General features: G+C 59.1%; 27 protein-coding genes, 1 tRNA gene and 1 pseudogene. 14 read left to right on the forward strand and 15 right to left on the reverse strand.

Annotated features, from left to right (window positions below; genetic code table 11):
• Positions 1-4: 4 nt before the first annotated feature.
• From cpaB to AC1DNW_RS11145, 3 genes are all read right to left on the reverse strand, one after another.
• Positions 5-820: a Flp pilus assembly protein CpaB gene (cpaB, locus tag AC1DNW_RS11135; RefSeq protein ID WP_477852681.1), complete on the reverse strand. Its 816-nt coding sequence runs from the start codon at positions 818-820 to the stop codon at positions 5-7.
• Positions 821-930: 110 nt separating this feature from the next.
• The gene (locus tag AC1DNW_RS11140; RefSeq protein ID WP_113307227.1) at positions 931-1,443 is read right to left on the reverse strand and encodes an A24 family peptidase; all 513 of its coding nucleotides are present in this window, start codon (positions 1,441-1,443) and stop codon (positions 931-933) included.
• 103 nt (positions 1,444-1,546) lie between these two features.
• The gene (locus AC1DNW_RS11145; protein WP_113307226.1) at positions 1,547-1,726 is read right to left on the reverse strand and encodes a Flp family type IVb pilin; all 180 of its coding nucleotides are present in this window, start codon (positions 1,724-1,726) and stop codon (positions 1,547-1,549) included.
• Positions 1,727-2,117: 391 nt separating this feature from the next.
• Between AC1DNW_RS11145 and AC1DNW_RS11150 the strand changes: the two genes are divergently transcribed.
• The 7 genes from AC1DNW_RS11150 to AC1DNW_RS11180 all read left to right on the forward strand — a co-directional run bounded on the left by AC1DNW_RS11150 (position 2,118) and on the right by AC1DNW_RS11180 (position 7,721).
• Complete coding sequence (locus AC1DNW_RS11150; protein WP_113307225.1) at positions 2,118-2,519, forward strand: pilus assembly protein N-terminal domain-containing protein; 402 nt, start codon at positions 2,118-2,120, stop codon at positions 2,517-2,519.
• A gap of 113 nt (positions 2,520-2,632) precedes the next feature.
• On the forward strand, positions 2,633-3,265 hold the full coding sequence (locus AC1DNW_RS11155; protein WP_113298591.1) for a TadE/TadG family type IV pilus assembly protein: 633 nt from the start codon (positions 2,633-2,635) through the stop codon (positions 3,263-3,265).
• A complete protein-coding gene (locus tag AC1DNW_RS11160) occupies positions 3,265-3,846 on the forward strand; it encodes a TadE/TadG family type IV pilus assembly protein (protein WP_113307224.1) in 582 nt (193 codons plus the stop codon). The genes AC1DNW_RS11155 and AC1DNW_RS11160 overlap by 1 nt, the downstream gene beginning before the upstream one ends.
• A 252-nt stretch (positions 3,847-4,098) precedes the next feature.
• Entirely contained in the window at positions 4,099-5,319 is a 1,221-nt protein-coding gene (locus tag AC1DNW_RS11165; RefSeq protein WP_477852684.1) for a phosphopentomutase, read from the forward strand.
• Positions 5,316-6,284: an adenosine deaminase gene (locus tag AC1DNW_RS11170; protein ID WP_113307222.1), complete on the forward strand. Its 969-nt coding sequence runs from the start codon at positions 5,316-5,318 to the stop codon at positions 6,282-6,284. Before AC1DNW_RS11165 ends, AC1DNW_RS11170 begins: the two co-directional genes overlap by 4 nt.
• Before the next feature lie 111 nt (positions 6,285-6,395).
• On the forward strand, positions 6,396-7,025 hold the full coding sequence (upp, locus tag AC1DNW_RS11175) for a uracil phosphoribosyltransferase (protein ID WP_037100564.1): 630 nt from the start codon (positions 6,396-6,398) through the stop codon (positions 7,023-7,025).
• A gap of 126 nt (positions 7,026-7,151) precedes the next feature.
• The gene (locus tag AC1DNW_RS11180) at positions 7,152-7,721 is read left to right on the forward strand and encodes a TIGR02281 family clan AA aspartic protease (RefSeq protein WP_113298173.1); all 570 of its coding nucleotides are present in this window, start codon (positions 7,152-7,154) and stop codon (positions 7,719-7,721) included.
• 6 nt (positions 7,722-7,727) lie between these two features.
• On the opposite strand, the gene deoA is transcribed toward AC1DNW_RS11180, so the two are convergent.
• The 9 genes from deoA to AC1DNW_RS11225 form a co-directional block, all read right to left on the reverse strand.
• Positions 7,728-9,035 (reverse strand): thymidine phosphorylase, encoded by a 1,308-nt coding sequence (deoA, locus tag AC1DNW_RS11185; RefSeq protein ID WP_113307221.1) that lies wholly within the window; start codon positions 9,033-9,035, stop codon positions 7,728-7,730.
• Between the two features lies 1 nt (position 9,036).
• Positions 9,037-9,813, reverse strand: coding sequence for a deoxyribose-phosphate aldolase (gene deoC, locus AC1DNW_RS11190; protein WP_113307220.1), 777 nt, complete (start codon positions 9,811-9,813; stop codon positions 9,037-9,039).
• Between the two features lie 21 nt (positions 9,814-9,834).
• Positions 9,835-10,629 (reverse strand): purine-nucleoside phosphorylase, encoded by a 795-nt coding sequence (locus AC1DNW_RS11195; protein ID WP_477852686.1) that lies wholly within the window; start codon positions 10,627-10,629, stop codon positions 9,835-9,837.
• Positions 10,626-11,015 (reverse strand): cytidine deaminase, encoded by a 390-nt coding sequence (locus AC1DNW_RS11200; RefSeq protein ID WP_113298169.1) that lies wholly within the window; start codon positions 11,013-11,015, stop codon positions 10,626-10,628. The genes AC1DNW_RS11195 and AC1DNW_RS11200 overlap by 4 nt, the downstream gene beginning before the upstream one ends.
• A 1-nt stretch (position 11,016) precedes the next feature.
• The gene (locus AC1DNW_RS11205) at positions 11,017-11,988 is read right to left on the reverse strand and encodes an ABC transporter permease (RefSeq protein ID WP_113307218.1); all 972 of its coding nucleotides are present in this window, start codon (positions 11,986-11,988) and stop codon (positions 11,017-11,019) included.
• Between the two features lie 10 nt (positions 11,989-11,998).
• Positions 11,999-13,102: an ABC transporter permease gene (locus tag AC1DNW_RS11210; RefSeq protein WP_113298167.1), complete on the reverse strand. Its 1,104-nt coding sequence runs from the start codon at positions 13,100-13,102 to the stop codon at positions 11,999-12,001.
• 7 nt (positions 13,103-13,109) lie between these two features.
• The gene (locus tag AC1DNW_RS11215) at positions 13,110-14,621 is read right to left on the reverse strand and encodes an ABC transporter ATP-binding protein (RefSeq protein WP_477852688.1); all 1,512 of its coding nucleotides are present in this window, start codon (positions 14,619-14,621) and stop codon (positions 13,110-13,112) included.
• A gap of 72 nt (positions 14,622-14,693) precedes the next feature.
• Positions 14,694-15,686, reverse strand: coding sequence for a BMP family lipoprotein (locus AC1DNW_RS11220; protein ID WP_477852689.1), 993 nt, complete (start codon positions 15,684-15,686; stop codon positions 14,694-14,696).
• 318 nt (positions 15,687-16,004) lie between these two features.
• On the reverse strand, positions 16,005-16,322 hold the full coding sequence (locus AC1DNW_RS11225; RefSeq protein WP_113307217.1) for a hypothetical protein: 318 nt from the start codon (positions 16,320-16,322) through the stop codon (positions 16,005-16,007).
• A gap of 227 nt (positions 16,323-16,549) precedes the next feature.
• Here AC1DNW_RS11225 and AC1DNW_RS11230 point away from each other — a divergent pair.
• The 4 genes from AC1DNW_RS11230 to AC1DNW_RS11245 all read left to right on the forward strand — a co-directional run bounded on the left by AC1DNW_RS11230 (position 16,550) and on the right by AC1DNW_RS11245 (position 19,529).
• A tRNA-Ser gene (locus tag AC1DNW_RS11230) sits at positions 16,550-16,639 on the forward strand.
• Positions 16,612-16,875, forward strand: a complete 264-nt coding sequence (locus AC1DNW_RS11235; protein ID WP_162748419.1) for a hypothetical protein — start codon at positions 16,612-16,614, stop codon at positions 16,873-16,875. The genes AC1DNW_RS11230 and AC1DNW_RS11235 overlap by 28 nt, the downstream gene beginning before the upstream one ends.
• Before the next feature lie 40 nt (positions 16,876-16,915).
• On the forward strand, positions 16,916-18,961 hold the full coding sequence (locus tag AC1DNW_RS11240; RefSeq protein WP_477852691.1) for an acyltransferase family protein: 2,046 nt from the start codon (positions 16,916-16,918) through the stop codon (positions 18,959-18,961).
• 361 nt (positions 18,962-19,322) lie between these two features.
• Positions 19,323-19,529 carry a hypothetical protein gene (locus tag AC1DNW_RS11245; protein WP_037100544.1) on the forward strand — a complete coding sequence of 69 codons (207 nt, stop codon included), beginning with the start codon at positions 19,323-19,325 and terminating at the stop codon, positions 19,527-19,529.
• Between the two features lie 162 nt (positions 19,530-19,691).
• Here the strand turns inward: AC1DNW_RS11245 and AC1DNW_RS11250 are convergent, their stop codons facing one another.
• Positions 19,692-20,261, reverse strand: coding sequence for a CHC2 zinc finger domain-containing protein (locus AC1DNW_RS11250; protein ID WP_162748418.1), 570 nt, complete (start codon positions 20,259-20,261; stop codon positions 19,692-19,694).
• Between the two features lie 34 nt (positions 20,262-20,295).
• Between AC1DNW_RS11250 and AC1DNW_RS11255 the strand changes: the two are divergent.
• A pseudogene (locus AC1DNW_RS11255) lies at positions 20,296-20,472 on the forward strand (endonuclease domain-containing protein); the annotation flags it as partial.
• 111 nt (positions 20,473-20,583) lie between these two features.
• Here the strand turns inward: AC1DNW_RS11255 and AC1DNW_RS11260 are convergent.
• Positions 20,584-20,772, reverse strand: coding sequence for a helix-turn-helix domain-containing protein (locus AC1DNW_RS11260; protein ID WP_162748417.1), 189 nt, complete (start codon positions 20,770-20,772; stop codon positions 20,584-20,586).
• A 306-nt stretch (positions 20,773-21,078) separates the two neighbouring features.
• On the opposite strand from AC1DNW_RS11260, the gene AC1DNW_RS11265 reads away from it, so the two are divergent.
• Together AC1DNW_RS11265 and AC1DNW_RS11270 are read left to right on the forward strand one after the other, a co-directional pair.
• A complete protein-coding gene (locus AC1DNW_RS11265; protein ID WP_113298159.1) occupies positions 21,079-21,570 on the forward strand; it encodes a histidine kinase in 492 nt (163 codons plus the stop codon).
• 424 nt (positions 21,571-21,994) lie between these two features.
• Complete coding sequence (locus AC1DNW_RS11270; protein WP_113307213.1) at positions 21,995-22,462, forward strand: hypothetical protein; 468 nt, start codon at positions 21,995-21,997, stop codon at positions 22,460-22,462.
• Between the two features lie 368 nt (positions 22,463-22,830).
• On the opposite strand, the gene pncB is transcribed toward AC1DNW_RS11270, so the two are convergent.
• Positions 22,831-24,135, reverse strand: a complete 1,305-nt coding sequence (gene pncB / locus AC1DNW_RS11275; protein ID WP_477852693.1) for a nicotinate phosphoribosyltransferase — start codon at positions 24,133-24,135, stop codon at positions 22,831-22,833.
• Between the last annotated feature and the right edge of the window lie 39 nt (positions 24,136-24,174).

The raw sequence follows: 24,174 nt of genomic DNA on the forward strand, positions 1-24,174 counted from the left end.
TCCTTTACTCCGGCTTTACTGAGCCGGTGGCATCCGTGACGATGGAGCCGGACTTGATGACCTGGATGAGTGCGCTGCCGTTGTCGCCGCTGAGCAGATAGTCTGCCGCGCTGGTGTCCTGCTCCTGCGCATCGGCGACCGACCGCAGGGCAAGCGAAAGGCGATCGGCCATCTGCTGGGCGACGGCCAGAACCTTGGTCTGATCGGGGGTCAACTCCAGCGTTGCGGTGGTGCCGACCGCTGCCTTGGTGCCGTCTTCCTTTTCTTCGATCTGCTGGTCGATGGCGAGGACGCGAACGTTGCTCAGGACGGTTTCGGTTATGTATTTGTCGCTGCCCTGCCCCTTGCGCACCATGATGACATCGACACGGTCGTTGGGGAGGATGAAGCCACCAGCTCCGGTCGAAACGGAGATTTCGGTCGCAACGGCGCGCTTGCCGGCAGGCAGCAGGGAGGACAGGATACGGCTATTGGAATCGGCGACCTTTTCCGGACGGATCGGCTCTCCTTCGAAGACCGGCAAGCGCACGACGGCCCCCTGCAGATCCTTGATGGCATCAGGCCGATMGGTCTCGGTAATGAAGCCCTGGACAACGCCATTCTGAGGCCAGGCCATCCAGTGGACGGCCTTCTCATCCAGTCTCGCGCCGACAGGAAGATTGGCGCTGGAGACCAGCACGTTGACGGTCGGCTCCTTCTCGATAACGGACTGGACTTTTGTTACGATGCCTMGATTGCCGGCCATGTTCATCGCAAGAAGACCGGCAAGGCCGGCTGCCACCACGGCGACAGCTAGAATAATAAGGCGGGCCGGTTTCATTGATCATTCCTTGGGGCACGACGCGTTCGCCCCGCAGAATGCTCAGGAATTGGTATAATTATGGTTAATGTAACGCTTAGATTTTAAGTTAACGGCCGATTAAAACGCCGTTATTTCAGGCTTTCCAGCGCGGCAATGAAGAGCGGCGAGGATGGGAACGCCAGGAAGCCGCCGATCGCAATGGCAATACCATAGGGAACTTTCTTGGCGAGCAGGAGCGAATTGGGAATGGGCAGTCCGATGGCCAATATCGTATTTGATTGTGACCGGATCAACAGGATTGCCAACGTCACCAAGCCGCCGATGACACCGACATAGGTCAGAAAAGACAGCAGAGCGGGATCGTAACCGAACCAGATCGCGGCCGCGCTCAAGAGTTTCGCGTCTCCACCGCCCATCACATTGAGGGCAAAGAGGGCAAAGCAAATGCCGAACACGATGGCGGCACCAAGTGCGTGCATTCCGATTGCGGAAAGAGCCAAGCCGCTCAGGGGGGCGAGCACGGCGAATGAAACTATCAGGATCAACGACACCCTGTTCGGGATGGTCATCGTCAACAGATCGGATATGGCAGCAAAAGCGAGGCAGAGCGGAAAAATCAGAAGGATTGCGGCTACGATCATCTTCTCACTTGCCCAAGTTCTCATCTACCCAAAACGAACAGGCTCACGGGCGTTCGCTCGTGAGCCTGTTTCACTTCCAACCAGAGCTGGGCTCCAGCAATTATCAAGGCTTCACAGCGTCGTCCAACTTGTTGCCCAGCTCGATGAACGTAGAGTTCAGCTTGCCGCCGAGCGTGGTGGCGCCTGCAACGAGGGCTACGGAAATGAGGGCGGCGATCAGGCCGTATTCGATTGCGGTCGCGCCGGATTCATCCTTCAGAAAACGGCTAAAAAGCTTGGTCATGGTTACCTCTAACTCCAGTTGATGTTCAGCACGTCCGCCAACTGTTTCCGTTGATCGGATGGCTGCAACCTAGCGAATGGCCGTTTCCATCGACTTAATGAAATGCGTTAACAAGGTGTAAACGAGACAACCGGACCGGTCAGAGTAAGTAATTCCTTATCGCATTGCTTACGTTTCTAGTGAAACTCCGGAGGAAACGTGGAACAATAGCTTACAGGCATCCAGAAATGGCACGAATTTCCGCAGCCAGTCGATCTCTCGCCACATCGGCTCGTGCCGAAACGATCCAATGCGTTTCACTCATGAACATGGCACGGAGAGCTTAAAGCTTCGTTCACCATTTTTTTCCATTCTATCTGCAATTTGCATAGCGATCGTGAAAGAGGCCAAAATGCCATCGAACGGCAAGACCGTTTTCTTTGCCTGGGTGATTGCGGCTCTTACGGCATACACAGCCTCCGCCCAGGAAGACATGCTGCGCGTCTATATGGATCACGCGCGCGTCCTGAAACTCGACCGGCCGGTCAGCAAGGTCATCGTCGGCAATGCCAAGGTTGCCGATGCGACGGTCGCCGACGCGAGGACAATCGTATTGACGGGCCGCGCCTTTGGCACGACCAACATCGTGCTGCTCGATGGTGACGGCAACGCCATTCTGGACGAACGCATTCTCGTTTCCATCGATGAAGGCAATACGGTGCGCGTCTATCGCCAGACGGAGCGCTCGGTTCTTTCCTGCACGCCCAATTGCGAGCAGCATTCTCAGCAAGGTGAAGCCACTTCTGCAAACTAGKCAATATCATCGGAATTCACGCGCATTCGTTAAAATAGCTGCTCCGACCTGAAACGGAAAATCAACGAACGCGCCCTAGTGTGACGCTCGAAGAACATTTTCGAGGCCAGACTATGGCGATCAGTGAGCAGGAGACGGGCAAGGTGCGTGCGTCCCTCCGTTTATCCAGACTTCGCGCCCTGGCCCGCTCGCGCGACGGCTCCGCAGCGATCGAATTCGCGCTGCTCGCCATTCCCTATTTCGTCGTCGTATTCGCCATCCTGGAAACCTTCATCGCCTTTGCTGCGGAAGAACTCGTCTCGAACGCCGTCGATACGATGAGCCGCCAGATGCGGACAGGGCAGATCACCTTCGTCGATCCCACGCGTGCGGGCTATAAGACGCAGACCCAGTTCCGGCAGGCCTTCTGCGATGAAATCTCGATCATCATCCGTTGTTCGCAAACGGAGGCGGCGACACCCGGCAAGCTCTATCTGGATGTGCAGAGCTTCCCCACCTTTGCTGCCATGCCAGTAGCGATCCCGAGAATGTCTGCGGATAAATATTCCGATCTGAAAATTTCAGCCTTTAAGTTCACGCCTGGCGGCCCCGGTTCAATCAACATGCTGCGTGCCTATTATCGCTGGTCCATCATCGTCGATCTCGTGCGTCCCTACATTACGGGGCTTCGTCCGGTTGGCAGTTCCATGCCGAGCGAATATTTGATCGTCTCGACGGCCGCCTTCCAGAACGAGCAGTATCCATAGTGGCCCGCCGCGGACTTCTCATATGGCTGGGTTCGACGGCGCGGCGTTTTGCACGCGACCGGAAGGGCGTCGGCGCCATCGAGTTTGCCATCATCTTCCCGGTTCTGGTCATGCTCTATCTCGGCGCATTCGAGATCACGGTCGGGCTCAGCGTCAGCAAGCGCACGACACGCGCTGCCGGCTCGATCGCCGATATCGTCACCCAACAGCAGAGCGTCACAAAGAGTTCTCTTACAGATATCGCTAAAGCCGCGCCGCCGATCTACTCGCCCTATAACAGTTCGGATATGCTGGTGAAGGTCACCGCAATCCAGATCGACGGCAGCTCCAAACCTACTGTCATGTGGTCCTGGGCGTCAAAGGGGGCAGCGCCTTATGCCAAAAACAGCACGGTTTCCGACGTGCCGACGGAAATGAAGAAGGCCAACAGCTTCCTCATCCGAAGCGAACTCAGCATACCCTATACACTATTCGTCTTTGCGCCCAACTTCATGCCTGCGAAGATGCGCACGATCACGATCGGCCGCAGCTATTTCTATCGCCAGCGACAGAACGAAAATATCCCCTGCGGGGACTGCTAGCGTATCACGATCCCTGGTATCCGCCTGCCACGCTGTCGATGAATGTCGTTATCGCAAACCACTGCACACTTTGCGCAACATGCTTTCTATCTGGCGCATGTCGTTATCGCAAAACTGCTGCACACTTTTGCGCGACATGCTCTGGCGCTTCCACACCTCAAATTTGYCAAGCGGTTCCCGTCATTATATGGCTGGGCGCCAGTCAGATCGTTCCAGCTTTACGCTGGCGACAGCAGATAATACGGGTGAAAAATGGCGCGTGCCTTTCTCTTCGTTCTGGATTCCTTCGGTGTCGGCGGAGCGCCGGATGCCGCAGCCTATGGCGATGAAGGCGCCGACACGCTTGGCCATATCGCCGAATTCTGTGCCGCCGGTGCTGCCGACCGAGCAGGCCTGCGTTCCGGCCCTCTTGCGCTCCCGAACATGTCGGCACTCGGATTGTTGCATATTGCGCGAGCCGCCACCGGGCAGTTTCCGGCCGGCATGCCACTGCCGGACACGATCTATGGTGTCTATGGCGCCGCCAACGAAACCTCGCGCGGCAAGGACACACCATCGGGACATTGGGAAATCGCCGGAACGCCCGTCACCTTCGACTGGGGCTATTTTCCGAGCGAGGGCGATGCCTTTCCACAGGAACTGATCGAAGCGCTCTGCCGTGCAGCTGATGTGCCCGGCATTCTTGGCAACTGCCATGCGTCGGGAACCGATATCATCGCCCGCTATGGCGAGGAGCATATGCGCAGCGGCAAGCCGATCTGCTACACGTCAGCGGATTCCGTCTTCCAGGTGGCGGCTCATGAGGTCTATTTCGGCCTCGACCGCCTGCTCAACTTCTGCCAGATCGCCCGCGGTCTTCTCGATCCCTATAATATCGGCCGCGTCATCGCGCGCCCCTTCATCGGCCAGAGCGTTGCGACCTTCCAGAGAACGGGCAACCGTCGCGACTTCTCGGTGCCGCCGCCGGAACCGACGCTGCTCGACCGGCTCGTTCAGCACGGCCGCAATGTGCATGCGGTCGGCAAGATCGGCGATATCTTCGCCCATCACGGTGTTTCCCGGGTGATCAAGGCCAATGGCAACGATGCCCTCATGGATGCGACACTGACTGCGATCGACGAGGCGGAGGACGGTGATCTCGTCTTCACCAATTTCGTCGATTTCGACATGGCGTACGGTCATCGCCGCGATGTGCCGGGTTATGCAGCCGCTCTCGAAGYCTTCGACGCACGCCTGACGGAAGTTCACAAGAAGCTGCGGGCCGGCGACCTCGTGGTTTTGACCGCCGATCACGGCTGCGACCCGACCTGGCGCGGCACCGACCATACGCGCGAGCGCGTGCCTGTTATCGCCTACGGTCCCGGCATCAGATCGCGCTCTGTCGGCGTGCGTCGGACCTACGCCGATATCGGCGAGAGCATTGCGCGGCATCTCGGCATTCCCTCGGGGCCGTATGGAAGGAGTTTTCTGTGACATCGCATTTGAAGAAGGTCGAGTTGCACTGCCATCTGGAGGGTGCCGCCCCCCCTGCCCTGACCGAGGCTCAGGCGCGTAAATACGGTATCGACATCAGCGCCTATCTGCAGGACGGCGCCTATGTCTGGCACGATTTCGCGAGCTTTCTGGAATGCTATGACAAGGTTTCCGAGGTCTACAAGACCGAGGATGACTATGCGCTGCTGACGGAAACCTATCTCGAAGAGCTTGCCGGCATCGGTACGATCTACAGCGAACTCATCGTTTCGCCCGATCACGGCAAGCGTATCGGTCTCGGCGCGGATGCCTACATTGCGGGCGTGTGCGAAGGCATCCGCCAGGCGAAGGCAAAAAGCGGCATCGAGGCGCGGCTAATTGTAACAGGTGAACGGCATTTCGGCCCTGAGAGCGTGATCGGCGCTGCCGAATATGCGGCGAAGACCAATAATCCGCTGATTACCGGTTTCAATCTTGCCGGCGAGGAACGGATGGGCCGCGTCGCCGACTATGCGCGCGCCTTCGACATCGCCCGCGATGCAGGGCTCGGCCTGACCATCCATGCCGGCGAAGTCTGCGGTGCCTTCAGCGTTTCGGATGCACTGGACGAGGTGCGCCCCTCGCGTATCGGCCACGGTGTGCGGGCAATCGAGGATGCCGATCTCGTCAAGCGGCTTGCTGACCAAGGCACGGTGCTGGAAGTCTGCCCCGGCTCGAATATCGCGCTCAAGGTTTTTCCGGATTTCGCCGCGCATCCACTGCGCAGGCTGAGGGATACGGGTGTGAAGGTGACGATCAGCTCCGATGATCCACCCTTCTTCCACACGTCGCTCAAGCGGGAATACGAGCTTGCCTCGGAGGCTTTCGGCTTCAGCGATGCTGAAATCAATGCGATGACGCGAACGGCCGTCGAGGCGGCTTTCGTCGATGAAGAGACTCGCAAAGCGTTGCTCGCCCGCCTCTAGAGGTGGACGGGATTGTTAATGCTCCAGGCAAATTCACCTCTGCTCTTGCAGTGGAGGCAATTTCCATGGAAAAAACACCCGATAAGAACAAAGAATTGGAAGGTTTCTCCTATGGACGGCGTCACAGTCATCGATCACCCGCTCGTGCAGCACAAACTCACCATCATGCGGCGCAAGGAAACCTCGACAGGCAGCTTCCGCCGGCTGTTGCGCGAAATCTCGACACTGCTCTGCTATGAGGTGACGCGCGATCTGGAACTGACGATGGAGACGATCGAAACGCCGATCCAGGAGATGCAGTCGCCGATCCTCGAAGGCAAGAAACTGGTTTTTGCCTCCATCCTGCGCGCCGGCAACGGACTGCTGGAAGGCATGCTCGATCTCGTGCCTTCCGCCCGCGTTTCCCATATCGGCGTCTATCGTGATCACGAAACGCTGCAGCCGGTCGAATATTACTTCAAGGCGCCTGAGGATGTCGCCGAGCGCCTGATCATCGTCGTCGACCCGATGCTTGCGACCGGCAATTCCTCGATTGCCGCCATCGACAAGCTCAAGGAGCGCGGCGCGCACAATATCCGCTTCCTCTGCCTGTTGGCCGCTCCCGAGGGGATCAAGAACTTCCGCGCCGCCCATCCGGACGTTCCTGTTTTCACGGCGGCGATCGACAGTCATCTGAACGAGAAGGGCTATATCGTGCCCGGTCTCGGCGATGCCGGCGACCGCATGTACGGCACCAAATAATTTCGATTTCCTTTACCAATTCGAAAGACTTGCAAGGCCCGGGCGGTTCGTTCCGGGCCTTTTTTATGTTCCCGTTAGCAACTTTTCAGCACTTATGGCTTAGCTGCTTGAAGCGTGAGGTCMCGCATGAGGCGGGGTTTATACAGGAAGGATTTCTGTTTCATGCTCATGCGTACGGTCATATTTGCCAGCATCGCGGCTGCGCTGGCGACACAAGTGCCTTCTTTGCTCACCCGCACGACGCAGCAGCCCGGCAATACAATTTCCGCAAATTTCGTCTCGACCGAAGATAGCGCACCTGACGCGCCGGCCACGATCGGCGATGGCGGTATGACCCGCCTGCAGGCCGATGCGCAGGGCCATTATACCGGCAATTTCAGGATCAACGGCAAGCCGGTGCAGGGGCTGATCGATACCGGCGCCACCTATGTCGCGCTGAACGAAAGCCTCGCCCGCAGGCTGGGCTATAGCGGCAACCAGCTCGATTTCCGTTATGCGGTCAATACGGCGAACGGCCAGACCAAGGCGGCGCACGTGATGCTCGATCGCATGGAAATCGGCGGCATCCGCGTTCGCAGCGTCGAAGCTTTCGTGCTGAAGGATGAGGCGCTGAGCGGCACGCTTGTTGGTATGAGCTTCCTGCAGAAGCTTGCTTCCTACTCTGTTGCCGACGGCTCCCTCAGCCTCAAGCAATAAATCCCATCAGATACGGCCGGCGATGACGGGCGGCAGCGCCGGTTTTTCGTCGGCAATGCGATAGTTTGCTGCAAGTGCGACGACGGCCCTTTCGGCCGAAGCCTCGTCGGCAGCGTGAACGAGGGCGATCGGATCGCCTTCATTCACACGCGTTCCGAGCGGCTGCAGGCCGGTGAAGCCGACGCTGTGGTCGATCCTGTCAGCCGGATGGCGGCGGCCGCCACCAAGATCGATGACGCTGACGCCCAATTCACGCGCATCGCAGGCAGCGAGCCAGCCGGCGCGGGACGCCGGAACGGGGCGCTCGACCGGTGCCCGGCGCAAATAGGCATCCGGCCGTTCCAGAAGATCGGCCGGGCCGCCCAGCATATGCACCATGCGGGCGAAAATCTCCGCAGCCCTGCCGGAGGAAAGCGCTTCCTGTGCCCTGCCCTCCGCCTCGAACAGCGAGCCGGCAACGCCGGACTGCACGAGCATTTCGGCGGCAAAGGCAAGCACCACGGTTTCAAGGCGGGTGCCGGCCTTTCGGCCTGCGAGGAAATCGAGACAGTTGCGCACTTCCACCGCATTGCCGGCGCTATCGGCAAGCGGCTGGTTCATGTCCGTTATCAATGCCGATGTCTTCACGCCCGCGCCATTTGCGACCTCGACCAGCGAATGCGCCAACACGATTGCCTGCTCCGGATCGGCCATGAAGGCGCCGTTGCCGGTCTTGACGTCGAGCACCAATGTCTGAAGGCCGGCAGCAAGCTTCTTGGAAAGGATCGAAGCCGTTATCAGCGGGATGGAATCGACGGTCGCCGTCACATCGCGCACGGCATAGAGCCGGCCATCGGCTGGCGCCAAGGCACCCGTCGGGCCGATGATGGCGCAGCCGACATCCTTCACCACCTTGCGAAAGAGAGCGGCGTCGGGGTTGATTACATAGCCTGGAATGGATTCGAGCTTGTCGAGCGTACCGCCGGTATGGCCGAGGCCGCGGCCTGATATCATCGGCACCGCCAGACCGCAGGCAGCGGCAATCGGAGCAAGCATCAGCGAAACATTGTCGCCGACGCCGCCGGTCGAATGCTTGTCGGCGACCGGCCGGTCGATTCCCTCCCAGGAGAGCATGTCGCCGGAGCGCGCCATGGCGAGCGTCAGCGCAACGGTTTCGGTGCGCGACATGCCCTTGAACCAGACAGCCATGGCGAATGCGCCGATCTGGCCCTCCGACAGATTGCCGGCAGCCAGCGCCGCGATAAAGGCGTCGATATCGCCGGATGGAAGTTCCGCGCCATTACGCTTCTGGCGGATGATCTCCTGCGGGATCATCTCAATAGCTCGAGGCAGCCGCCGGCTTTGGCTCCGTGCCGCTGAGAACGGAAAGGATATTGTCGAGCAGGCCGGATGCTCCGAAACGGAAGGTTGAAGGCATGGCCCAATCCGGCGCCATGATGGTTTCGGCAAGGCTCAGATAGAGGGTTGCATCCGCAACGGTGGAAATGCCGCCGGCCGGCTTGAAGCCCACCTTGCGACCACTTTCTCTGATCGAGCGGATCATGATGTCGGCCGCCTCCAGCGTCGCATTGACGGCGACCTTGCCGGTGGAGGTCTTGATGAAATCGGCACCGGCCTCAATCGCCAGTTCGGACGCGCGGCGGATAATGGCGGCATCCTTCAACTCGCCGGCCTCGATGATGACCTTCAGCAGAACGGGCGCAACACATTCGGCGCGCACGGCCGCCACCATATCGGTCACCGCCTTCTCGTTGCCCGCAATCAGCTTGCGATAGGGAACGACAAGATCGATCTCATCGGCGCCGTCGGCGATCGCCTCGCGCGTTTCGGCCGCGACATCGGCGATTTCCATGTCGCCGGAGGGGAAGTTGACGACGGTCGCGATGCGGACCGGATGGCCCTTGCCGAGCACGATGCGGGCATGGGCGACGAAACGCGGCCAGATGCAGATTGCAGCGCTATTGCCATAAGGCGTCTGCGCGCGGGCGCAAAGCGCATCGATCTGCTCCTGGGTGCAGTCATCCGCCAGATTGGTGAGATCGAGAAGGGAGAGGGCAACAGCGGCCGTTTCCCGGCTGGAATGGCTATTCATTTTCGCTTCCTCCGCCGGCAATCATTTACCGGCAATCATTTCTTTCAGTATAGCGGCGAGACGGGCACCGCCAACCGGCGCCATATCCTTGGTTTCCTCGTGGCTGAGCTCGTTTCCGGTCATGCCAGCCCCATAGTTGGTGATTACCGAGGCGGCGGCAACCCTCAAGCCCAGCATTCTTGCAATGATGACCTCGGGCACAGTCGACATGCCGACCGCATCGGCGCCGAGAATGCGAGCCATGCGGATTTCGGCCGGGGTCTCGAAACTCGGGCCCGAGAACCACATGTAGACGCCGCTTGCGAGCGGGATACCAAGCGTCTTGGCGGCATCTCGCATCGCAGCCGAAAGCTCCGCATCATAGGCATTGGTCATGCCGACAAAACGGCGGTCGCTCTCTTCACCGATCAGCGGGTTCATGCCGGAATAGTTGATGTGATCGGCGATCTGCATCACCGAGCCGGGCGCAATGTCGTCTTTCAGGKAGCCGGCCGAATTGGTGAGGATCAAGTTCTCGACGCCGAGGGCGTGTAACACCTCGATCGGCAGGCGCATGGCGTTGGCATCGCCCTTTTCATAATAGTGGACGCGGCCCGAGAGCATGATGACCGGCTCCGAACCGAGATGGCCGGCAACGACGTTTYCTGCATGACCGGAGACCGCACTGACCGGAAAGCCCGGCAGGTCCTTGTAGGGAATGCACACGGCATCCGTGACCTGATCGACCAATGAGCCGAGGCCGGAGCCGAGTATGATGCCGTAGCGCGGCTTGAGCCCGCCGAGCAGAGCCGCGAGCAGATCGATGGTCGCGATCATCCGAGTTCCGTCTCGAAGCTGAAGGGAAGAAGCTCTTCCATGGTCATGGTCTTCTTCACCCCGGCTTCGTCGCAGAGATAGATCCTTGTGTCCTTGGAGGCGAATTCCGAAATCTTCTGCCGGCAGCCGCCGCACGGCGGGCAAAGCGGCAGTTTTTCGGCGATGACGGCCATTTCGACGATCTTCTTCGCACCACCCATGATCATCGCGCCGATCGCCGTCGGCTCGGCGCACCAGCCTTGAGGAAAGGAGAGGTTCTCGATATTGGCGCCGGTATAGACCTTGCCGTCCTCGGCGCGGATCGCGGCGCCCACCGGAAATTTGGAATAGGGCGCGTGCGCGAAGGCCATGGCGCCGCGCGCGGCTTCGAACAGATCGTGAGACATATCAACGCTCCTTCGTATAGGGCACGCCACCGGCCTTCGGCGGGATCGCGACGCCGATGAAGCCTGCGAGCAGGACGCAGGTCAGGATATAGGGCAGTGCCTGGAAAACCTGTACCGGCACTTCGCCGATCAGCGGTACCGATTTGCCCTGCATGAAGTTCGACAGCGCATCGAGGAAACCGAAGAGCAGGCAGGCGAACATGACGGGCACAGGCCTCCACTTGGCAAAGACGAGTGCGGCGAGCGCGATATAGCCCTTGCCCGCCGACATGTCCTTGATGAAGGCGGCTGACTGGGCGATCGCAAGATAGGTGCCGGCGAAGCCGCAGAGGATGCCCGCGCACATGACGGCGCGGTAACGCAGCCAACTCACCGAAATGCCCGCCGTATCCACCGCACCCGGATTTTCACCGACAGCGCGAAGGCGCAGGCCGAAACGTGTGCGATAGAGAACCCACCAGGAGAAGGGCACGGCGAGGAAGGCAAGATAGGTGAGGATATTGTTGCTGGAGATCACGCCGGCATAAAGCGGGCCGATGATCGGCACGTCGCGCATGGCATCGGCGCCCGGAAGCGTGATCGGCGAGAAGCGGGCGTCAGCTGCCAGCTGTGGCGTGCGGCCGCCCTGCCCGAACCAGGCCTGGCCGAGCACGATGGTGATACCGGCGATGAAGAAGTTGATGGCGACGCCCGAAATGATCTGATTGCCGCGATTGGTGATTGAGGCAAAGCCGTGCACGAGGCTGAGCGCCACCGAGCAGACCACGCCGGCGCCGAGGCCCGCCCAGGCCGAACCGGTGAGATAGGCGACACAGGCAGCAGCAAATGCAGAACCCAGCATCTTGCCTTCGAGACCGATATCGAAAATGCCGGCGCGTTCGGAAAACAGGCCGGCAAGTGCGGTGAAGATCAGCGGGATGGAGAGCCGGATCGTCGAGCTCAGAACGCTGATGAAGATTTCATAATAATCCATCGTCCGTTCCTCAGGCTCGCTTGAACTGCTGGTAGATGTGCACCATCGCCGGGCGGAACATATATTCAAGCGCACCGGCAAACAGGATCACCAGACCCTGGATGACAAGGATCATCTCGCGGGTGATGTTGGGCATTTCGAAGGAGATCCAGTCGCCGCCCTGGTAAAGGATTCCGAAAAGGATCGCAGCGAAGACGATGCCGAGCGGATGGTTTCTTCCCATCAGCGATACCGCAATGCCGACAAAACCTGCGCCACCGACGAATTCCACCTGCAGGCGGGCCGACGAGCCCATGACCGGGTTCAGCGCCATCATGCCGGCGAGCGCACCCGACAGCAGCATGGCGATGATGACGGTGCGCGCATAGGGAATRCCCGCATAGGCGGCAGCCGTCGGGCTGACGCCCAGCGTGCGCATATCGAAGCCGAGCTTGGTGCGCCAGACCAGCACCCAGACAAACCAGGCGGCGATCAGCGCGATGATGAAGGAGACGTTGAACGGCGCAGCACCGAGCTTGGCTCCGAACATCGTCATGATCCAGCCGAGCTTCGGAAGCTGTCCGCCTTCAAGGAAGGTGCGGGTTTCCGGCGCCATCTTGCCCGGCACGATCAGCACATGCACCAGCAGATAGACCATGAGGGCTGCGGCGATATAGTTGAACATGATCGTCGTAATGACGATATGGCTGCCGCGCTTGGCCTGCAGGAATGCCGGAATGAAGGCCCAGGCAGCGCCGAAGAGGCCGGCGCCGATGACGGCGATCGGCATCGTCACATACCAGGGCACGTAATTATCGAGCGCCAGTGCCACCAGCGCGCAGCCGAGGCCGCCAATATAGGCCTGGCCTTCCGAGCCGATATTGAAGAGGCCGGCATGGATGGCAACGGCGACCGAAAGGCCGGTGAAGATGAAACTGGTCGCATAATAGAGCGTGAAGCCGATGCCCTCGCCGCTGCCGAAGGCGCCCTCGATGAGAAGCGAGAGGGCGGCAAGCGGGCTTTCGCCGATCAGCCAGACGACGAAGCCGGAGATCAGGAAGGCGATGACCAGGTTCAAAAGAGGGATCAGACCGTAATTGATCCATCTCGGTAGTGTTACGGAAGCAGTGCTCATCGAGGCCTCACGCGGCAATGCCGGCCATCATCAGGCCGAGGGTCTGTTCACCGGCATCGGGCGTCTTCTCGCCGACCACATGGCCGGCAAACATGACAAGGATACGGTCTGAAAGGGCGCGGATTTCGTCGAGTTCGACGGAGACGAGCAGGATGGCCTTGCCCGCATCGCGCATCTCGATGATCCGGCGATGGATGAATTCGATGGCGCCGATATCGACGCCACGGGTCGGCTGGCCGATGATCAGCATTTTCGGATCGCGTTCGATCTCGCGGGCAACAACGATCTTCTGCTGGTTGCCGCCGGAGAAATTCGCCGTCTTCAGGCGCGGGTTCGGCGGGCGGATGTCGTATTTCTCGATCTTCTCCATCGCATCCTTGCGGATGGCGTCGAGATCGAGCAGCGGGCCGCGGCTGTAGGCAGGCCGGCGGTGATAGCCGAGCACCGAATTCTCGTATTCCTCGAACTTGAGGACCAGGCCCATGTGATGGCGGTCTTCGGGGATATGAGCGAGACCAAGCTCGCGCAGGCGCGCCGGATCGGCCTTGTCGATCGTCTGGCCGTCGAGCAGAATTTCGCCGGAGGCCGGCTTACGGATGCCGGCAATCGCTTCCAGCAGTTCCGACTGGCCGTTACCCGCGACACCGGCAATGCCGACGATCTCGCCGGCGCGCACATCGAAGGAGACGTTGTCGACCATCGTCACGCCTCTGTTGTCCTTGACCGTCAGGTTGCGGATGGAGAGCACGACATCGGCGGGCTTTGCCTCACCCTTCTGGACGCGCAGCAGCACGCGGCGGCCGACCATGAGTTCGGCAAGCTCTTCGACCGTGGTCTCGCTCGTCTTGCGGGTGGCGACCATCTCGCCGCGGCGCATGACGGAGACCGTATCGGTGATCGCCATGATCTCGCGCAGCTTGTGGGTGATGAGGACGACGGTTTTGCCCTGGTCGCGCAGCACGCCCAGGATACGGAACAGGTGATCGGCCTCAGCCGGCGTCAGCACGCCCGTCGGCTCGTCGAGAATGAGGATCTCGGCGCCGCGATACATGGCTTTCAGGATTTCCACCCGCTGCTGAAGGCCGACCGGAAGCTGCTCGATCACCGCGTCCGGATTGACCTCAAGACCGTATTCCRTTTCCAGCCGCTTGAGTTCGGCGCGCGCCGACGCGACACCCTTTGCCAGCAACGCTCCGCCTTCGGCGCCGAGCATGATATTCTCAAGCACAGTGAAATTTTCGACCAGCATGAAGTGCTGGTGCACCATGCCGATGCCGGCAGCGATGGCCGCCTGACTGTCCCTGATGATGATGGGCTGGCCGTTGACGCGGATCTCGCCGCTGTCGGCCTGGTAAAAACCGTAGATGATGGACATCAGGGTMGATTTGCCAGCGCCGTTTTCCCCGATGATGCCGTGGATCGAGCCCTTGGCAACGGTCAGGTTGATGTCCCTGTTGGCGTGAACGGCGCCGAATTTCTTGTCGATGCCGACAAGTTCGATAGCAGGCTGGTCTGTCACAGCAGGCTCCAAATAAGAAAAGGGCRTATGGCGAAAATCCTTGTCCGCCATACGCCCGATCTCAGTTACGACTCACTTCGGGCAGGCGTTGTCCGTGGTGTAGTCGTGAACCTTGATGGTTCCTGCGATGATGTCGGCCTTGGCCTTGTCGACGGCAGCCTGCATTTCCGGCGTGATCAGCGACTTGTTGTTGTCGTCGATCGCAGCGGCAACGCCGTCTTCCTTGACGCCGAGGGACTGGACGCCAGCGGTGAACTTGTCGTTCTTGGTATCATTGTAGGCGTTATAGACGGCGAGATCGACGCGCTTGACCATCGAGGTCAGAACGGAACCCGGATGCAGGTGGTTCTGGTTGGAATCGACGCCGATCGACAGCTTCTTGTTGTCGGCTGCGGTCTGCAGAACGCCGAGACCGGTCGCACCGGCTGCCGCGTAAACGACGTCAGCGCCCTGGTCGATCTGGTTCTTGGTCAGCTCACCGCCGCGGACGGGGTCGTTCCAGGCTGCACCCGTCGTGCCGGTCATGTTCTGGAAGACTTCGATGTCAGCCTTGACGGCGYGCGCACCCTGCTCGTAGCCGCACTCGAACTTGCGGATCAGCGGAATATCCATGCCGCCGACGAAACCGACCTTGCCGCTCTTGGACGCCATGCCGGCGAGAACGCCGACGAGATAGGAGCCTTCCTCTTCCTTGTAGAGGACGGAGCGGACGTTCGGCTTGTCGACGACGGAGTCGACGATGATGAACTTGGTGTCCGGGAATTCTGCAGCAACCTTCTCGACAGCCGAGGTCCAGGCGAAGGAAACGGCGACGACCGGATTGAAGCCGCGGCTTGCGAAGTTGCGGATAGCCTGCTCGCCCTGGGTGTCGCCGGTCGGTTCAAAGTCACGGTAGGCGATACCGGTTTCCTTCTTGAACTTTTCAGCGCCGTTAAAGGCAGCTTCGTTGAAGGACTTATCGAACTTCCCGCCGGTGCCGTAAACGAGAGCCGGCTTGATGTCGGCGGCAAGCGCCGTCGTCGACATCGCTGCCACGGCAAGGAGGGTGAGAAGGGATTTTTTCATGAGTGCAGCCCTGTTGTTGCTATTTGTTTGGGGTCCTCCCGCAAGCCTTTTCCAGGCATGTCTGCGGAACCACCGACCTCCCCCCGGAGGCCTGGCTGCGTGCATCCTTGCATGGCTCAACGAAAAATTCACGAGAAATTTTTCGGTTGGTAAAGATTTGCCATCATTGCCGAAAATCAGTCCTCGGGGGCTGAATTCTGGGCAAATCGACCGCTAAAATGCGGATTTTCTAACCAGTGCGGGCGCCGCACCGGCATCATTATCTTCGCGTTCTGGTAGCTGCCGGTTGCGCTCATCCACACCCTCCAGCACCATCTGTTACGCGGTAAAACGGCCTGCCACCGGCGGCTTCTTGTAGCCGATCATCCACAGCAGTAGCGACACTATCAGAAGCACGGCAAAGGCCGGCTGCAGCATCAGCCACTGAAAGATGAAGGCGTAAAAACGCGGGTGGACATAATAGGAGACGGACGACTGGAGCGCGACAAGCGTCGAGGGACTGACATCCTGCCATGCATCCGCCATCGGGGTCATGATCACTTCAGAGGAGGCAACGGACTGAATCGAATCGATCGTCCCGGCAATGACCGCAACTGCCAGCGCAACCAAGCTGGCAAGACGCAACAAAAAACGCATCGATTCCTCCGACGACGGGTAAGCCTTGATGTCCGGCGAGCCGCGCCATTCTCCACCCAAACCTAGAGATAGGCTTGGCGCGGGCACGGCGCAATGGACGGCATGCGCGCAGTTTTATCGGAAGAAGTCAAAAAACTGTTAGATTTGGGTTGATCGGCAAAAATTCTTGGGTATATATCGCGCCGTTCCGACGATTTGCTCCTCTCCAAGGCGCGAACGCCCAAAAAGGACAGGTGGCCGAGTGGTTTAAGGCGCACGCCTGGAACGCGTGTGTACGTGAAAGCGTACCGTGGGTTCGAATCCCACCTTGTCCGCCATTGGTTTTCTCTACATCATTGTGATTATTGGTATTTTTGCCGATTTCCAAAGTGGAATCCTGGTGGTGATCTCAGCAGCACGAATTCGACATTCGCGATGCAGCGGGCGCCGTCGCGTGCTTGCCTCCCACCCTTTCAACAATCGAGTAATGCCTTTTACCGGCATAGCGATCTGGCTCGGGGCCGCGCTTCTGCTGGTTCTATGGGCCTTGAAATACCTCAATCCTCACGGATAGCTTCATCCGCTGTTTATCGGATGCGCAAGTGCGAAGGTCTGTGACGTTGTTTACAAAGGGAAAAAATCCCGCTCCAAGCACTCCACACAATGGAGCGCATCTGGCATACCGACCTGATATCGACGGACTACGCGCCCTTGCCATCCTGCCGGTCGTACTTTTCCATGCTGAAATTCCCGGCATCAGCGGCGGATTYGTCGGCGTCGATGTCTTTTTCGTCATCTCCGGCTATCTGATGTCGTCGCTGATCGCCGGCGAGATGGCGAAAGGCGAGTTCAGCCTCCTGAATTTCTATCAACGGCGCATCCGCCGTATCTTCCCGGCCCTCTTTGCGATGATGGCGGCTTGCGCCATCGTCGCCTGGTTCGCCCTCATGCCTCTGGAGCTTTCATATTTTGCCAGGAGCATGACAGCCGCCGCCCTCTTCATGTCGAACGTTCAGTTTGCAAAAGAGGTGGGCTATTTCGATATTGGCGCGCAGATGAAGCCGCTGCTGCATACGTGGTCGCTTGCGGTCGAAGAGCAATTCTATATCGCCTTTCCCCTCGTCATGATCCTGTTTCAGAAGGTCGCGCCGCGGCGAATGGTTCCCTTCGCGCTTGTCGCCTTCGCCGCATCGTTCGCCGCCGGTATCGGTGTTTTGAACAGCGATTCGACAGCGGGCTTCTACCTTTCGCAATACCGGATCTGGGAACTTTTGATCGGCGTCATCATCGGCCTCAAGGCCATCCCCGAGGTGAAAAACGAGACGGGTCGGCAGGCATTGGCGGCTATCGGCCTCGTACTGATCGGCATTGCGATTTTCACCTTTACGGAGAAAACGCCCTTTCCGGGTTACGCCGCATTGCTGCCCTGCCTGGGCGCCGCCTTCATCATCCATGCGCGCGCAGGCAGCGGCATCGTCGGTCGACTTCTTTCGCGGCGGCCGCTGGTCTTTATCGGGCTGATTTCCTATTCGCTCTATCTCTGGCATTGGCCGATTATCGTCTTCACCCGCTATTTCGCGGGTCACGAGCTGACGCCGCTGCTGCGGTGCGCCGTGATCCTGGCATCGATGCTTGTTGCGGTCGCCTCCTGGCGGTTCATCGAAAGGCCGTTTCGTGGAAATTGGGGGCTGCTCACCGGCAAGCGGCTGCCGGCAATCGCGGCCGCACTGATTGGGCTTACGGCCGGCGCAGGGCTGCTTCTGGTCATGAGTGGTGGCGCACCGGGCCGATTGCCGGCCGACGTTCGGTCAATCTATGCGGCCACCTATGACCGAAGCCCCTTTTACATGGACGGCTGCTTTACCGAGTCGGATCACGAAGGCCCGTCAAACGCCGATATCGAAGCCGGCAAGGTCTGCGGCCTGGGCGATCCGAATGATGCTGGCCCCGACTTTCTGGTGTGGGGCGACTCGCACGCTGCTGCGATGGCACCGGGCATCGATGCCGCCGCCACTGCTGCGGGCTTTGGCGGCAGGTTCGCTGCACATGCGTCATGCCCTCCGCTGACCGACGTTGCGCTTGCGGGCAAAAACGATACGCGACGCTGCACGGCCTTCAACGATTCAGTGCGCGACCTCATCAAGCGGGAGCATATTCCACTGGTGTTCATGCTCGCCTATTGGCCGAAATACGTTCACAATTCAGAACTACCGAACCAGGGGGACTATTTCGATCCTTCAATTCCCCCGTCTGTGGCCGATTACTCGACACCGATCGCCGCGGCCCTGGACAAGACTCTCGCCGAGCTGAAGCAGGAAGGCGTCACGGTCGTGCTGGTTATGGACGTGCCCGAGATGGGGCATTTCGTGCCCGAGGCTCTTGCCAAGGCCAARCTCGACGGCACTTCGACGGATATCGCCCCACCCCTGTTCTACGTCGCCGAACGGCAGGCGCTCGCCCGCGCGATGCTGGAGAAATATGCCGATCAATATGGTGCAATCGTCGTCGATCCGCTGCCGGCCTTTTGCAACAACGATCGTTGCCACGCCTCGCAAAGCGGCGTGCCGCTTTACATGGATGCCGACCACATCACGGCGTCAGCAGCCAAGAGCCTCTTTTATCTCTTCGCGCCCGTTTTCAAGATGGCGCAAAACATTTGAGATCGCAGCGGGTCGCCGGTTGGAGCGTTCGTAGCGCTTCGTCGATACGCCGGCCAGCATCGCGAGGATGCTTGCGGTGCGTACATTCCCGGCACCGGTAGCCGGTCGAACTTCCAAAGGACCGCATCGACGCTGTCTTCCTCGCCCGGGCGATCATCTGCCCGTTGACGATCCGGCCGCGCTCGATGAAATCCGAAAGCGCCTCTATGAGCGCCTCATGCGGCGGGCGGCTCGAACGCCCTTCTTCACGCTGTCTCACCAGACCAAGCCCTTGTGAGTTTGTCGCGCAGTCGCCAAGATGCTCCGGACTTTCGATGCAAAGCCACTTCATTGCCAACAACACACACACGGGAGACCAGCAATGACGAATTTCAAGGCTGAAGACGAAGCGATCGGGACGATCGTTCTGATGGAGGAACTGTTTCAAAGCATGGTCAAGTCCGGCGTCCTGCCTGCAGCCGTTATGGCCGACGTCGTGCGCGGCGCAGTTGCGAGGCTGGATACGACCGATCATTTCGGCGCGGGTGCGGCTGTGCGCCACTATTTCGAAAGCTGGCTGTCGAAGTAGATAATCTCGCTGGGTGCATAGGATGCAGGTGATGCAGGGGCAGTTTTGGCCGCTCTATAGGAAATGTCAGATTCAATACCTGTCATGGCACCATCTGACATTTCCCACATTACCTATGAAAAACCCTATGCAAGTTATGTATCCTATGCATCTCGGGTTCGATCAAAAAAGACCTTCCGTTCCGGAAGTGCGCATGAAGCTGGTTCCAGCATCTAGCCATCGGCCGCGGCTTGGCGAAGGGCAAGCGGCACCATGTTTCCGTCCCATCCGGCAGACGGACAAACATGACCATCGGCGTTTCCTTGCCGCCATCGGGTAGATCATGGCGCAGCACATAGCCCAGAAGCGAACCGTCAGCGTTGCGATAGGGAAATACCATCGAGGGCGCGAACGAGCCCCATTCTGAGCCCTCGGCCGGCTGCCGATGCCGCCGCCGAGAATGCGGATGGCTTCGGGCAGATCGACGCCCTTCGCCTCCCGCACGAAATCAAGGACATCGCCTTGCTTGCCACAGCCGAAGCAATGGAAACGTTCCACTCCATCGTGCGCTATGAAGACCTTGAACGACGGCGTGTCTTCGGCATGGAACGGGCAGCAGGTTTCGAACTCCCGCCCATTACGGCCGAGTTCGTAGCCGTATTGCGTGACGGTCGAAGACAGCGACACGTCACGCCGCAGACGTGCGATATCGTCRGGTTCGGCCGAGGATGCGTATGCATGTGTTCGCGACATGAAATTTTCCATGTGAGTTAAAGGCTTGATTTTCTTGGCCGGGGTCGTTGATGCATCGCCCGTGGCCCCCTCATCCGACCCTTCGGGCCACCTTCTCCCCGCTGGGGAGAAGGGGGAAACAGGCGCCGCGGTACGTCCCTTCTCCCAGTGGGGAGAAGGTGCGCGAAGGGCGGATGAGGGGGCTACAGGCACCAGGCCAGCCATCAAAAGACGATCTCAGCCCTCTCGATGACAGCATCGAACAGCACGTCGCCGCCGCGTGGCAGCATCGTCCGTCTGCGGTCCTTATCCGACCCTTCGGGCCACCTGACCGATGAAGGCGCTAGTCCGAAACCTGGAGGTTCCTATCGACGAAATCCTGCAGATCCGCCGGGCGGAACAGGGTGCGAGAACCGAGTTTCACGAAGGGAAGCTGGCCGGCCCTCATCTGCCGGTAGATGCTGGCGCGGCTGATGCCGGTCGTCGCTGTGACTTGCCTGATGTTCAGCAGAATTTTTGGGGTGACTTCCACGGTTTCTCTCCGAGTCTGGTTGTGTGCCTGACCGTATCCGTAAGGACGAAGAGTTATCGGGACGAAGTCACGCGGATGCGGTGGGGCATCTCCTTCGGCGCAACAGACATTCGCGGCTCCCTGGCGGCTCCCTGCCGGCATTTTCCCGAAGCCACCAAAAATGGATCGCGATGGCATGCGCTTGTCCGCGCTCCCGGTAAGGCTTGGCAAAGCAAAAGCCGGTAACGATCCGATGTGGCGCGATCCGGAGCGAGAGGGGTGGCAAGGGCTGCTGCCCGCCGGGACGCGACCATCCGGGGACCTACCATGAAGAAGCTCATCATTGCCGCCGCTTTCGCGGCATTCCTGCCTGTGATTGCCCAGGCGGAAACGCTGGAATTTCCGAGCGACGATCCGGTCGCGACCGTCACCATTCCCGACAACTGGGGGCCGAAGGAGACGGAGACCGGCATCGATGCCCAGTCCGATGATTCGGCGATCTATCTTTCGATCGACGTTGCCGATGCAAAGACGAGCGACAAGGTCATCGACGAGGCCTTCGCCTTCCTGCAGAAGAACGGCGTGACCATCGAGGAGAAGACCCAGAAGGAATCCGATGCCGAAATCAACGGCATGAAGATGAAAACCTTCGACTGGGATGGCACCGACAAGGAAGGCCCGGTCAATATCGGCGTCGCCGTGCTTTCGCCAAGCGAAGACAAGCTGCTGCTGATCACCTATTGGGGCACCAAGGGCAAACAGGACGCGCATGACGACGAGCTGATCGCCATCATCAGCTCGCTGAAGCCTGCCGGCTGATATACGCTTGAGATAATGGAAAGCGCCGCTCACGACGTGGCGCTTTTTTCATGTGTGAGAGACAGGCTTTGTCTTGACGCAAGACCGGACGCAAAACCGCTACACACTTGTACTGGAATTGCGGCCTTATGTAGCGTGATCACCAAAATAATTAATGTTTTCAGCTACCTAACATTCTGGCTGAGTTCAAGTCACTTTGGCATTCGCTTATTTGTATCGCCAAATTCATAGGCCTCTCTCTCCGAATCAAATCGGCACGTTCTTTTTATGTACTCCTCTAAAGATTGACGTTAAGAGAACATAAGAAGAACATTTTAGCATTTGTTCTCTCTTTTTCCCCGATATTCACTCATTTGCCTTCTCTGCGTCTCCCACGCTAGAGACTGATTGACCTGAAAGTAATTATGCTCAAGTGATTTTCACCATGAGCGACGATGCAGTTGAAATTGCTAAGGCTAAGATCGCGCAATACGAGGCCGAGATTAAGCGCTTGGAGCAATTTATCGAGATGGCCAACAGCCTTCTCGAAGATCGAACGATGTTTGAGCGCTATAAAGCCGAGCAAAAAGATAACACTGCGACGGCCAAGCAGATTGAACCACTTTCAGGTGTGAGAATCATCGCATCGTCATCCTCACCCACAGAGCTAATCTTGAAAGAGGCTGCTGACGTTCTCCGTCAAGAAGGCAAGCCAATGCTCGCCGCAGACATCTTCGACAAAGTAACACGACGCGGGGTGAAGATCGCGGGAATGAATCCCAAAGGGAACCTCACCGCTAAGTTTTCGCTTAAACGTGAAGTGTTTATTTTGGACAAAGAGACGAAGCTTTGGTCACTGGCTGAGTGGTCTAAGGATAAAACACAAGAAGCCTCCCCCGATCTTCTCGGATGAAGGCTTCTTTGGCTCACCGGCAGKAGCGCAATTCCTGCCAAGCACGGAGTGATGGATGGTGTAGCGCCATCACTCCCAATAACCGCTGCTACGCGGGCAGACTCGGCACTGCGTAGATGCCGAGAAGGAGGTCACGAGGATGCTTACGTACCCTCTCAAACAAAGCCCGAAAATGGGCTGCGTTTGGCTCATAATAGCTTAACCAGCAGCGGGCGGCGAAAGTCGCCCGCTTCGTATTTTATACCATAGGGGATTTTTGCCCTCAATGGATAACGAGCAAAAGGATTAATCTCCTATGGCTGAACGCATCCATTTGCCAAAAACGAAAACATTCTCCCACGCCATAACCGGCCTGCTTGGCAATTGCTTTAAACCAGCACGGCCTGATCGGTCCGGTCCTCGGTGCCGAAGAATTTCAGATAGCGTTCGACTTCCGCCGGTTCGCCGGTCGCCTTCTGCGGATTGTCCGAGAGCTTGACGGCCGGGCGGCCATTGGCGTCGCTCACCTTGCAGACGATGGATATCGGCAGGAAATCGGAACTGTCGTTCGGCGCACAGCCGGCGAAGTCATTCGTCAGGTTGGTGCCCCAGCCGAAGCTCATGCGGACACGGCCTTCGAAATGCTTGTAGGTATCGATGATCGCATCGACATCGAGGCCGTCGGAGAAGATCAGCAACTTCTGGCGCGGGTCGCGGCCCATCTTCTTCCACCAGTCGATGATCTTCTCGCCGCCTTCGACCGGCGGAGCGCTATCCGGGCGGAAGCCGGTCCAGTCCGCCACCCATTCCGGCGCATCGCGCAGGAAGGCGGCCGTGCCGAAAGCGTCCGGCAGCACKATCAGCAGGTTGCCGCCATAGAGCTTGTTCCAGTCGCGCAGCACCTTGTAGGGCGCGTTCTTCAGCTGCTCGTTCGTCTCGGCAAGGGCGGCGGCCACCATCGGCAGCTCATGCGCATTGGTGCCGACGGCCTCGAGATCGGAATMCATAGCCAGCAATACATTGCTGGTGCCGGTGAAGGCAGGACCGATGCCTTCCTTCAGCGCTTCCACGCACCAGCGCTGCCAGAGGAAGCTGTGGCGGCGGCGGGTGCCGAAATCGGAAATGCGCAGGCCGGGCAGTTCACTCAGCTTTTCCACCTTGGCCCACATCTTGGCCTTGGCGCGGGCATAGAGCACATCGAGCGTGAATGGCCCCATCGTCTTCATGGCGGCGCGCGAGCGCAGCTCGTTTATGATGGCAAGGGCGGGGATTTCCCACATGGTCGTTTCCTTCCACGACCCATGGAAATCCAGCACATACTGCCCGTCCTTCTTGGAGAGCTCATATTCCGGCAGCTGGAAATTGGAGAGCCAGGCGAGGAATTCCGGCTCGAAGATCTGTGCGCGACCATAGAAGCTGTTACCGGCGAGCCAGATCATCTCCTTCTTGGCGAGCCGCAGCGTGCGCGCGTGATCGAGATGCTCGCGCAATTCGCCCTCGTCGATCTGTTCGGCCAGGCGCACGCGCTTGGTGCGGTTGATCAGGGTGAAGGAGGCGCTGACATCAGGATAGAGCTTCCAGATCATCTGCAGCATCAGGAGCTTGTAGAAGTCCGTATCGATCAGACTACGGACGATCGGATCGAGTTTCCAGGTATGATTGTAGACGCGTCTTGCGATATCGGTCCTGGCCATGAAACTCCCGCCTGTCCGTCAATCCGGTCAAGTGCGGGC

The organism is Rhizobium sp. 05L429, assembly GCF_056397645.1.